At 69.0% G+C, this 11,681-nt stretch carries 8 protein-coding genes; 7 read left to right on the forward strand and 1 reads right to left on the reverse strand.

Translation table 11 applies throughout. The annotated features are described in order from the left end of the window. The first annotated feature begins 1 nt into the window (after position 1). The 7 genes from AC1DGI_RS08255 (at position 2) to AC1DGI_RS08285 (ending at position 10,710) form a co-directional block, all read left to right on the forward strand. Entirely contained in the window at positions 2-1,438 is a 1,437-nt protein-coding gene (locus AC1DGI_RS08255) for an SPFH domain-containing protein (RefSeq protein WP_476898414.1), read from the forward strand. Further along, a complete protein-coding gene (locus AC1DGI_RS08260) occupies positions 1,431-1,679 on the forward strand; it encodes a hypothetical protein (protein ID WP_441403197.1) in 249 nt (82 codons plus the stop codon). The genes AC1DGI_RS08255 and AC1DGI_RS08260 overlap by 8 nt, the downstream gene beginning before the upstream one ends. A 290-nt stretch (positions 1,680-1,969) precedes the next feature. Beyond that, positions 1,970-3,136, forward strand: a complete 1,167-nt coding sequence (locus tag AC1DGI_RS08265; RefSeq protein WP_476898415.1) for a glycosyltransferase family 4 protein — start codon at positions 1,970-1,972, stop codon at positions 3,134-3,136. Further along, positions 3,133-4,539, forward strand: coding sequence for a UDP-glucose dehydrogenase family protein (locus AC1DGI_RS08270; RefSeq protein ID WP_476898416.1), 1,407 nt, complete (start codon positions 3,133-3,135; stop codon positions 4,537-4,539). The genes AC1DGI_RS08265 and AC1DGI_RS08270 overlap by 4 nt, the downstream gene beginning before the upstream one ends. A 192-nt stretch (positions 4,540-4,731) precedes the next feature. After that, a complete protein-coding gene (locus AC1DGI_RS08275) occupies positions 4,732-6,519 on the forward strand; it encodes a putative bifunctional diguanylate cyclase/phosphodiesterase (protein ID WP_476898417.1) in 1,788 nt (595 codons plus the stop codon). Between the two features lie 53 nt (positions 6,520-6,572). After that, positions 6,573-8,714: a putative bifunctional diguanylate cyclase/phosphodiesterase gene (locus tag AC1DGI_RS08280; RefSeq protein ID WP_441401801.1), complete on the forward strand. Its 2,142-nt coding sequence runs from the start codon at positions 6,573-6,575 to the stop codon at positions 8,712-8,714. A 145-nt stretch (positions 8,715-8,859) separates the two neighbouring features. Further along, entirely contained in the window at positions 8,860-10,710 is a 1,851-nt protein-coding gene (locus AC1DGI_RS08285) for a putative bifunctional diguanylate cyclase/phosphodiesterase (RefSeq protein WP_441401802.1), read from the forward strand. 28 nt (positions 10,711-10,738) lie between these two features. On the opposite strand, the gene AC1DGI_RS08290 is transcribed toward AC1DGI_RS08285, so the two are convergent. Continuing rightward, entirely contained in the window at positions 10,739-11,371 is a 633-nt protein-coding gene (locus AC1DGI_RS08290) for a maleylpyruvate isomerase family mycothiol-dependent enzyme (protein ID WP_476898418.1), read from the reverse strand. Between the last annotated feature and the right edge of the window lie 310 nt (positions 11,372-11,681).

Raw genomic sequence — 11,681 nt, forward strand, 5'->3', positions numbered from 1 at the left:
CATGCCGGACTTCTCAGCCTTCATACCGGTTCTCGTCATCCTCGCCGTGGCGCTCGTCGTCGTCGTCGTGATCTGGGTGGCAACGAAGCTGATGTGGAAGGTGGCTGAACCCAACGAGGCCCTCATCATCTCCGGGTTGACCCGGGGCACGCTGGACACCAGGGAGGGGATGGACTTCAAGATCGTCACCGGCAAGGGAGCCCTCGTGCTGCCCGGGCTGCAGACGGTCCGGCCCTTGTCGCTGACCCTGAACGAAACCGAACTCAAAGTTAACTGCGTGACGTCGCAGGGCATCCAGGTGATTGTCGAGGGCGTGGTCATCTACAAGATCGGCGACGCGCCGCCCTTCATCGCCAATGCCGCGCGCCGCTTCCTTGGCCAGCAGCCGAAAATGGAAAGCCAGGTCTACAACGTTTTTGAAGGACACCTGCGCTCCATCATCGGCAGCATGACCATGGAGGAAATCATCCGCGAGCGGGACAAGCTGGCGTCCCAGGTCCGCGGCGCCAGCGGCATTGAGATGGAAAAGTTGGGCCTGGTGGTGGATTCACTGCAAATCAAGGACCTACAGGATCCCACCGGCTACATCCAGAACATCGCCAAGCCGCACATTGCCCAGGTCAAGATGGAGGCCCGCATCGCCGAGGCCACCCGGAACCGGGAGGCTGCGGAGAAGGAAGCCGAGGCCGAAGCGCTGATTGCCGACGCCCAAAGCGTCTCGTCGATCCGGCAATCCATGGCGCTGGCCAATGCCGAGAAAGCCAAGGCAAATGCCGCGCAGGCCGGCCCGCTGGCCGACGCCACCGCCCGGCAACAGGTCGTCGTCCAGGAAACCGAGGTGGCCAAGCTCGAGGCGGACCGCGAGGAGCAGAAACTCCAGACCACCGTCCGCAAGCCCGCCGACGCGAAGGCCTATGCCAAGCGCACCGACGCCGAGGGCCAGAAATCCGCCGACATCAGCGCCGCGGAGGCACTGGCCCGGCGCACGGAACTCGAAGCCCAAGCCAACGCGCGCCGCACCGAGCTCACCGCCCAGGCCAACGCGACGGCGGCGTCCGCCGCAGCGGGAGCCACCCGTGTCACCGGCGAAGCGGAGGCCGCGGCCACGAAGGCCCGCGGTGACGCGGCGGCGTCCGCCATCAAGGCCAAGGCCCTGGCGGAGGCGGATGGCATCAAGGCACGTGCCGAGGCGCTCGGAACAAACCAGGAAGCCGTCATCTCCCAGCAGCTGGCCGAGAACATGCCGGCCATCATCGCGGCAGCGGCGGAACCGTTCGCCCACGTCGGCCAGTTCACGGTGCTCAACGGAGGCGAAGGCATCAACCGGATGGTCGGCGGTATCCTGGCACAGGTCGGCGACTACCTCCCCGCACTCCGGTCCGCACTCAAGAACGGCAGGGAACCCGCAAAGCAGCCGCCGAGAGCCCCCGATGCATAGAGAGGTCAACCGGAGCCTGACCGGCAAGATCGGCCGGGTGACCGGGCGCATCGGACCGGGCACCATCGGAGAAGTCATGCTGCCGTTCCTCGGCGGCACGAGCGCCTTCCACGCCCACCCCTTCGATAAGGAGAGCGTCTTCGTCGTCGGCGAGGAGGTGCTGGTGATCTACTACGAACCGCCCCAGACGGTCTTCGTCGAGGAGCTCCCGGACGTCCTCAAGAAAGACGCGCGCGGCTAGAAGGGCCAAGCGGCTGACGCTCCCGGGAGACCAGCCGCGGCAGGGTCGGCAGGGTGGCCGCCGTTCAGGGAACGGCATTCACCCATTTGCCCGTATTGGCCGCTTCGAGGTCCGGCTTAGCGACCATCCTTGGCCAATCGGGCTTCGTTCGAGCCCTCGAAGCTCGGGTCGTCGCCCCCGACAAACTGTGTTGAGCCACCCATCCCCCGCACCTGCGTGTTAACCCACTCTTCCCCCACAGGCCACACCCGTGACCCCGCGCCGTCAGCCGCCGCGGCGACGGTGGAGGCGTGAGGATCGCATTAGTCGCCGAATCATTCCTGCCGCAGATGAACGGGGTTACGCACTCCATCCTTAGGGTCCTGGAGCATCTCCAGGACCGCGGCGACGAGGTGCTGGTGATCGCGCCGTCGACGCAGGACACAGACGTCCCTGACCACGTCCACGGCGCACACGTCCACCGGCTCCCCTCAGTGCCGCTGGCCGGCTACACGAACGTACGCGTCGCGTTGGGCGGTGTTGCCCGGGTCAAGCGAATCCTTGCCGGCTACGCCCCCGACGTCGTCCACCTCGCTTCACCGTTCGTGCTCGGCTGGCGGGCCGCCCAGGCCGCACACCAGCTCGGCATCCCCACCGTGGCCATCTACCAGACCGAGGTCCCCGGCTACGCCTCCCGCTACGGCGTCCCGTTCCTGGAGAACTGGGCCTGGAACCGGGTGGAGCAGATCCACCTGCTCGCCTCGCGCACCCTGGTCCCGTCCACGTTTGCGCTGAACCAGTTCCTCGGCCGCGGCATTCCGCGGGTGGAAATGTGGCGGCGCGGCGTGGATACCGCACGATTCAACCCGGAAAAGCGCGACGACGCGTGGCGGGCCTCGGTGGCCCCGGACGGCGAGCGCATCATCGGTTACGTCGGCCGGCTCGCGGTCGAGAAGCAGGTCGAGGACCTGGCGGTGCTCGCCGATCTGCCCGGCACCCGGCTGGTGATCGTCGGCGGCGGACCGCAGCGCGAAGCCCTCGAGGCCGCGCTCCCCCGGGCCGTGTTCACCGGGTTCCTTGGCGGCGAGGCGCTGGCGCGTGCGGTGGCGTCCTTCGACCTTTTCGTCCACCCCGGCGAGTTCGAGACTTTCTGCCAGACCATCCAGGAGGCCATGGCGTCCGGCGTCCCGGTGGTCGCCACCGGCCGCGGCGGCCCGCTGGACCTCGTGGAGAATTCGCGGACCGGCTGGCTCTACGCTCCGGGCGACCTCGCCGCACTACGGGCCCGGGTGGCCGACCTGACCGGCGACGACGCCAAACGCCGCGCCTTCGCCGCCGCCGCCCACGCCTCGGTCCAGGGCCGGACCTGGCATGCGCTGGGCGAGGAGCTGGTGCGGCACTACGAAGCGGTCCTGAACAGTTCAACCAGCCCGAGTTCAACCAACTCCCGTTCAACGGCCAGAGGAGCAACCCTGTGAAAATTTCGGTGATCGGCTGCGGCTACCTCGGCGCGGTACATGCGGCCACGCTGGCCTCGATGGGGCACACCGTCGTGGGGATCGACGTCGACGCCGCCAAGGTGGCCCAGCTGGACCGCGGCGCTGCACCCTTCTTCGAGCCCGGCCTGGACGAGCTCCTGCGCGACGGGCGCGCCAACGGCCGGCTGACCTTCTCCACCAGCTTCGCCGACGCCGCCGGCGCGCAACTGCATTTCCTCTGCGTCGGGACGCCGCAGTCCAAGACCTCCGACGGCGCCGATCTCAGCTACCTGGTCTCCGCCGTCGAGTCCTTGCTGCCCTTCCTGGCGCCGCGCGCCGCCGTCGTGGGCAAGTCCACCGTCCCGGTGGGAACGGTGGACATGCTCCGCGGCGTGCTGGCCGGCCGGCCGGATGTGCTCCTCGGCTGGAACCCCGAGTTCCTCCGCCAGGGCACGGCGGTCAAGGACACCCTGGTGCCGGACCGGCTGGTGTACGGCGTCCCCGGCGGCGCGGACCCGGCCCGGCAATCAGACGGTGCACGGCAGCCCGACGGTCCCGGCGCAGCCGTCACCGCGGCGCTGGACGCGGTGTACGCACCGCTGCTCAGCGCCGGAATTCCGCGGCTCATCTGCAACTTCGCCACGGCGGAGCTGATCAAGTCGGCGTCGAACGCCTATCTCGCCACCAAGCTGAGTTTCATCAACGCCATGGCCGAGCTCTGCGAGGCCTCCGGCGCGGACGTGACGGAGCTGGGCGAGGCGATGGGCCTGGATCCGCGGATCGGCGGCCGCTACCTGCACGCCGGCCTGGGCTTCGGCGGCGGCTGCCTGCCCAAGGACATCCGCTCGCTCCGGGTGCAGGCCGCCGCGCTGGGCGTGGACTCGGTGGACGCCTGGATGGCCACCGTGGACGGGATCAACCGGGACCAGCGCTCCCGCACCGTGGCGGCAGCCCGGGACCTCTGCGACGGCCAGCTGGGCGGCCGGCGGGTGACCGTGCTGGGCGCGTCCTTCAAACCGGACACCGACGACATCCGCGACTCGCCGGCCCTGGATGTGGCCCAGCAACTCGCCGACGCCGGCGCGCACGTCACCGTCACGGACCCGGCCGCGATCAACAACGCGTGGCTGCGCTACCCGCAGCTGCGCTTCGAAGCCTCCACCGAGCGGGCGCTCGACGGCGCCGAGCTGGTCCTGCTGCTGACCGAATGGGAAGCCTACCGCTCCCTCTCGCCGGCGGCGGCGGGCGAAATGGTCCGGCGCCGGACCGTGCTGGACGCCCGGAACGCCCTCGACGCCGCAGCCTGGACCGCCGCCGGATGGACGGTGCACGGACTGGGCCGGTCCGCTGCCGGGACGCCGGCCGGGATGCGGCCGGGGCTCCGGCAGACACTGTTGCCCTAGGCACGGCCGCGGCGGTCCTGGCCGGATTCGCCACCGCCGACTGAACGGCACCTCCGGAGCCGCGCCGCTGCACACCGCCGCGCGCCTCCGGGCGGGGCGTGGCGCCGCAGCTCCCATCCGCCCCCTATGATTTCTGGGGGGAGGATTCAAAATGCAGCATCGTTGGTCTCAGATTCATCCGGTTGCGGCCGCATGAGCACGTCCGCGCGCACCGAAGAGGACGCCCGGCTCCGCGAAGCCTTGTCCCTGCTCGCCGCCACGCTGGAATCCACCGCGGACGGCATCCTTGTGGTCGGCGCCGACGGCCGGATCTCCTCCCTGAACAACCAGTTCCTCTCGATGTGGGGCATCCCGCGCGAGCTCGCGGACACCGGCGATAACGAAGCCCTGCTGGTCTTCGTCCTGGGCCAGCTGGCGAACCCGGACCAGTTCCTCGCAAAGGTGACTGCCCTGTTCGCCGATCCGGAGGCGGAGAGCCACGACGTGCTGCACTTCCGCGATGGACGCATCTTTGAACGCTATTCCCGCCCGCAGCAGGTGGACGACCGCGTCGTGGGGCGGGTCTGGAGCTTCCGGGATGTCACCGAGGCCAGGCGTGCCCAGGACCGGATCAACCAGGCGATGGCGGACCTCGCCGCCCAGGCCAGCCAGCTGAAGGCCCTCGCCTTCCAGGACGCACTGACCGGGCTGTCCAACCGGCAACTCTTCGACGACCGGCTGGCGCACGCCCTGGCCGGACCGTGCGGGACCGCCGTCGACGTCCTCTTGCTGGACCTGGACGATTTCAAGGAAGTCAACGACGTCCACGGCCACCACGCCGGCGACCAGATGCTGATCGAGGTGGGCCGCCGGTTGCGTGCCAGCGTCCGGCCCAGCGACGTTGTAGCACGGCTGGGCGGGGACGAATTTGTGATCCTGCTGGTCGGTTCGCTCGACGCCGACGCCGCTGCGGCGCGGATCGTCGAATCGCTGAAGGCGCCGGTCTACATTGACGGCACCATGCTGCGGCCCAGCCTGAGCCTGGGCCTGGCGTCCATCAGCGATGACACCGTCGACGCTTCCGAGCTGGTCCGCCGCGCGGACATCGCCATGTACGCGGCGAAGGCGGCCGGCAAGAACCGCTACCTGCGCTTCCGCCCGGAAATGCTGAGTGCCCTGCTGGAACGAACCCAGCTGGAGGCCGGACTGCGGGCCGCCGTGGACAGCGGGGAAATCGTGGTGCACTACCAGCCGATCGTGTCCTCCCGGCTCGGCACCGTGGTCAAGGTGGAGGCGCTGGCCCGCTGGGAACGCGACGGCGCCCTGGTCCCGCCGGAGCAGTTCATTCCCACCGCGGAGCGCAGCGGCCTGATCGTGGAGATCGGCACGGAGGTCCTGCTGCGCGGCTGCACCGAACTCAGGGCCTGGCTTGCCGCGGACCCCACCCGGTCCCTCGCCGTCAACGTCTCCGGCGTTCAACTTCAGCAGGGCACCTTCCCGGACCTGCTCTTCGCAACGGCCTGCTCCTGCGGGGTGGACCCGCACCAGCTGGTCGTGGAGGTCACCGAAAGCGTTTTCTTCGACGACGACTGCCAGGTCCAGCGCCAGCTCGCGCAGCTCCGCAGCGCCGGCGTCCGGGTGGCCCTGGACGACTTCGGCACCGGCTACTCCTCCTTGGGCCGGCTGCAGGAACTTCCCGTGGACACCCTCAAGATCGACCAGTCCTTCGTGGCCATGATCCGCACCGGGCAGGAACGACTGCCCATCCTGAACTCCATGATCGACATGGCCCACGGCCTCGGGCTGACCGTGACCGCCGAAGGCGTCGAAACCCGGGAACAGGCGCAGTACCTGATGCTGCGCGGCTGCGATTCCCTCCAGGGCTACCTGTTTTCCCGGCCCCAACCGGCCGCCGCGCTGCCCGAGGCGCTTGCCGCGTCGGCCCGGACCATCTCCGGCCTGCGCAGCGACACCGCGGTGCAAACGCGGCGGGTGCTGTGATTTATGTCTCAGGGTCCTATGATGCTTGAAGTTTACTGACCGCCGAACTGCCGGTGGAATCGAATACCGATAACCCGGGGGCTGGCATCAACGTGGAACAAGGACTGGCGGAGACCCTGCTGATGCAGGGCCCAGACGCGTTGTTGCTGCTCTCTACCGAGGGGACCATCTCCTTCCTCAATCCGGCCGCCGAACGCCTGTTCGGCTATGCCCGTGACCAGCTCATCGGCGTCGGCCACCGCCGCCTGCTGGTGGAGGACGACCGCGGTGGATTCCTGCGGGTCCTGAGCCGCCTGGGCCGCACCGGAATCTACGGAACCAAGCCCTTCAACGCCGTCGGGCTGCACCGGGACGGCCGCGAAATCCCGCTGGAAATGACCTGCTCGCTGGTCACCGTCCAGGGCGAAACGTCGATGGCAGTCGCCGTGCGCGACGTCTCGCACCGCGCCGACGCCGACGCCGGCCGCCGGCAGGCCGTCTCGCTCCTGGACGCGACGCTGGAGACGACGGCGGACGGCATCGTGGTGGTCTCCAACACCGGCCAGATCACCGGCGTCAACGAACAGTACCTCCGGCTGTGGGGCATGCCGCGCGAGATCCTGGCCGAGGATGACGCCTCTGCGCTGGTCAGGTTCATCGCCAAACAGCTGCTGGATCCGGACTCCTTCAAGGCCAAGGTCGCCGAACTCTACGCGAACCACGAGCTGCACAGCCAGGACCTGCTCGAGTTCCGGGACGGCCGCACGGTGGAACTGTATTCGCGACCCCAGAAGGTCGCGGAGGAGGTGGTGGGCCGGATCTGGAACTTCCGGGACGTCACCTCCCGCACCGTGGCGCAGGACCAGGCCCGCCGCGCGCTCGAAGAGCTAGCCCAGCAGGCGGACCAGCTCAAGGCCCTCGCCTTCCGGGATCCGCTCACCGGGCTGGCTAACCGGATGCTCTTCAACGAGCGCGCCACCGAAGCGCTGGAATCCCCCGGCTCGGTGGCGGTGCTGCTGCTGGACCTGGACGATTTCAAGGAAGTCAACGACATCCTGGGCCACCACGCCGGGGACCAGATGCTGGTGGAGATTTCCCGCCGGCTGCAGAATTGCGTGGGCCCCCACGGCACCGTGGCCCGCCTGGGCGGCGACGAATTCGTGGTGCTCCTGGTCGACTGCAACGACTCGGACGCGGTGGCGCAGCGGATCGTCAGCACGCTGAACGCCCCGGTCACCATCGAAGGAACCCTGATGCGGCCCGGGCTGAGCCTGGGCGTGGCGACCCGTTCGGAGGAGGGCATGTCCTCCTCCGAGCTGCTGCGGCAGGCGGATGTGGCCATGTACGCCGCCAAGGAGGCCGGCAAGAACTGCTACGTGCACTTCCAGCCGGAGATGCTCGCCACCCTGCTGGAACGCACGCAGCTGGCCGCGGGGCTGCGCCGCGCCGTCGAACTGGGCCAGATCACCGTCTTCTACCAACCCGTGGTCTCCACGAACCGGCGCGAGGTGGTCCAGTACGAGGCCCTGGCCCGCTGGGAACGCGACGGCGTGCTGATGCCCCCGGACACCTTCATCCAGACCGCGGAGCGCAGCGGCCTGATCCGCGACATCGGGGCGGAGGTCCTGCGGCAGAGCTGCACCGAACTGCAGTCCTGGCTGGCCGCGGATCCCGGGCGGACCCTGGCCGTGAACGTCTCCGGCGTGCAGTTGCAGCACAAGGACTTCGCCGAGCGGGTGCTGGACATCGCGGCGTGGAGCAGGGTGGATCCGCACCAGCTGGTCCTCGAGGTCACCGAGAGCGTGTTCTTCGACGCCGCCACCCACGTGATCCAGCAGCTGATCACGCTGCGCGCGGCGGGCATCCGGGTGGCGCTGGACGATTTCGGCACCGGCTACTCCTCGCTCGGCCGGCTGCAGGAGCTTCCGGTGGACGCGGTGAAGATCGACAAATCGTTCGTGTCCATGCTGCGCACCGGCGAGGAGCGGCTCCCCATCCTGACCTCGATGATCCACATGGCCCACAGCCTGGGCCTGCGGGTGACCGCGGAGGGCATCGAGACGCCCAGGCAGGCCCGGTACCTGATGGAGCATGAGTGCGATTCCCTGCAGGGATTCCTCTTCTCCCGTCCGGTGCCGGCGTCGCAGCGGGCGGCGGCCGCGGCCCAGTCCGCGGAGGCCATCGAGGCGCTGCAGGAACCGGCGGCCGTGCTGTAGGTTAGGCCGGGTCTTCGCCCCGCGACCGGCCCGGGCGACACATTCGCCCATGCCGGCGCGCTATGGGTCGGTCCGGCGTAAGAGTGTGCCCCTGACCACTTATGATTCAGAAGACATTTCCATCGCTTTGGGGGCAGGACATCTTATGGACGCAGCATTCGCACAAACGGTGCTGGAGCACAGCCCCGACGCCCTCCTGCTGCTTGCCCCGGACGGATCCATCTCCTTCGTGAACAACGCCGCGGAGCAGCTCTTCGGTTACTCCCGGGCGCAGCTGCTGGGCGCCGACTACAGCCTGCTGCTGGCCGAGTCGTCCCGGGAGGATTTCCACACCGTCCTGGCCGGACTTGCTGGCAGCGCCGGGAAGCCAGCAGGTGCGGCGCGGCCGCCCTTCGCCGGTGCGGGTCGGCACGGCGACGCCACCGAGTTTCCGCTGGAAATCACCCTTGCCGCCCTGCCGCCCGTGCCCGGCAGCTCCGGAAACAACGGCACTGGCGCCGGCGCTGTGGGCACCGTCGCGCTTTCAATCCGCCGCGCACTGGCCGCGCCACGGCGGCCCGCGGCGTACGACGGCGGCACCGCGGCCGCCGCTGCGGCGGCTCCCCGCCGTCGGACGTTCAACTCGCTGGAGGCCGAACTGGTGCCCGGGACCACGGGCGTGCTCCCCCGGCTCACCGCGGCCGAGCACGACGACCAGCTGAAGGCGGCCGTGCTGCGTGATGCGCTGACCGGGCTGCCCAACGGGACCCTGTTCAACGAGCGCCTCGCCGCGGCGCTGCGCCGGCCGGACCCGGTGGACGTGCTGCTGCTGAACGTGGACGACTTCAAGAGCTACAACGACATGCTGGGCCGCTCCGCCGCGGATGAGCTGCTGGTGGAGGTAGCCAGCAGGCTACGCAACTGCGTCCGGCCGCACGACACCGTGGCCCGGCTGGGCGGCGACGAGTTCGTGGTGCTGCTGACCGAGTGCCTCGACGCCGGGGCCGTGGCCAAACGGATCTCCGAGTCGCTGTACGCGCCGGCCCGGATCGGCGGATCGTCAGTGCGGCCCGGGGTCAGCATGGGCCTGGCCGCCAGGACGCCGCAGACGCACGACGGTGCGGAGCTGCTGCGGCAGGCGGACTCGGCCATGACGGCGGCCAAGGCTGCGGGGAAGAACACCTGGCTGCAGTTCCGGCCGGAGATGCTGAACACCGCCGCGCACAAGGACCAGGGCGAAGCCGGGCTGCGGCAGGCCGTGGAGCTGGGCCAGATCTCGGTCCACTACCAGCCGGTGGTGTCCCCCGGGCTCGGCGCCGTGGTGCAGTTCGAAGCGTTCGCGCGCTGGGAGCGGCACGGCAAGCTGGTGCCGCCCAACCAGTTCCTGCCCGTGGCCGAGCAAAGCGGCCTGATCCGCGAGATCGGCGACGAGGTGATGCGCCGCGCCTGCGCCGAGATCCGGCCCTGGCTCGCCGGCGACTCCACCTACAGCGTGTCCGTCAACGTCTCCGGCCTGCAGTTCCAGCACCGCGACTTCGCCACCGACGTGCTGGCGATTGTCGCCTCCACCGGGGTGGATCCGCGCCAGCTGGTGCTCGAGCTGACCGAGAGCGTGTTTTTCGACGCCGATTCGGACGTGATGCGTCAGCTCCGGCAGCTGCGCGACGCCGGCGTGCGGATCGCCATGGACGACTTCGGCACCGGCTATTCGACGCTGGGCCGGCTGAAGGAACTGCCGCTCTACAAGGTCAAGATCGACCGCTCGTTCGTGGCCATGATCAAGACCGGCAAGGAGCACCTGCCGTTCTTCCGCACCATGATCAAGGCGGCCCAGGACCTTGGGCTGAAGGTCACGGCCGAGGGCATCGAGACCCCGGAGCAGGCCAAGTACCTGATGGATCTGGGCTGCGATTCGCTGCAGGGCTACCTGTTCGCCAAACCCGCCCCCGCCAGCGAACTGGCCGGCACCATGGAAAGCGCCCTGACCGCGATCGACAAGGTCGAAGCCGCGGGGTAGTCCTGGGTGGACGCGCCGGTGGGCGGCCTCAGTCAGACAGGAGCTGCCGCTGCACCCGGGCGGCTCCGTCACCGGTGAGCTCCTGGCTTGCCTGCGGCCTACCGGACAGCGTTGAGATCAACGCCGCGGCATTTCCGGTCACTTCAGCGCCGGTCCCGTAGCTCCAGCCGGTGTCGGGGGCGGACAATGCGAGTCCATCGATCAGTCCGGTCTTGAGCGCCCGCCGCGCCTTGGGGCCGACCAGCTGGTCCAGGACGACGTTGGCGCTTTGGGGGTTGATGGTGCGATCGATGCCGAGGGGACGGTAGATGTCTTCGGCATGGATCACCAGGTGACACAGCGGCGCCTCCGGCGGGGCACCGGGGATGCCGAAACGACCGTCCTTGGTGGCGCGAAGAGCGTCCACGATATCCCTGGTCGGCCGGGTGTCCCCCGTCGCCCATCGGTCAGCCATCGCGTCGAATTTGAACCCCGAGGCAGCCATCCTGCCGAAGAAACGCGGCACCGACATTTCATAGGGCATCAGCAGGTGCACTGCGACGTCCCGGACACGCCAGCCGGCGCACAAGCTGGGCTCGTTCCACTGCTCGGCGTCCAACCCCTCCAGCGCATCGACCAGCCTGGTGCGCTCGGCGTCGATCAAAGCATCGATCTCAGTCATGTCGTGCCCTTCCGGATCTGGCGGCACGGGTACGTGTTCCGGCCGCTGAACTTTCGCCAGTGAACGCCGGTTCAGGCCGGAGCCCCAGCATTCCGACGAACCCTGCCTGGTCCCGCGGTTGCTCCCCGGACTCCCGCTCGTGCGCCGACGCCGAGGGACACGCCCCGCGGCCTAGACGATATGAAGTGTGGCGGCGCCCGGTCCTGACGGTGGGACTGGAACCTCGGGTTCAAAGCGATTCGTGGGTTGCCGGTCCGGGTCTTTCCGCACGTAGGCGCGGGGGTGTGGACTGGCAGAGCCACATTTGAAC

Source organism: Arthrobacter sp. 05N428_2, assembly GCF_056397065.1.

Bases quoted from the DNA above. Each gene is read 5' to 3' on its own strand.
- AC1DGI_RS08255 (WP_476898414.1), top strand. From the start codon at position 2: ATGCCGGACTTCTCAGCCTTCATACCGGTTCTCGTCATCCTCGCCGTG.
- AC1DGI_RS08260 (WP_441403197.1), top strand. From the start codon at position 1,431: ATGCATAGAGAGGTCAACCGGAGCCTGACCGGCAAGATCGGCCGGGTG.
- AC1DGI_RS08275 (WP_476898417.1), top strand. From the start codon at position 4,732: ATGAGCACGTCCGCGCGCACCGAAGAGGACGCCCGGCTCCGCGAAGCC.
- AC1DGI_RS08285 (WP_441401802.1), top strand. From the start codon at position 8,860: ATGGACGCAGCATTCGCACAAACGGTGCTGGAGCACAGCCCCGACGCC.
- AC1DGI_RS08290 (WP_476898418.1), bottom strand. From the start codon at position 11,371: ATGACTGAGATCGATGCTTTGATCGACGCCGAGCGCACCAGGCTGGTC.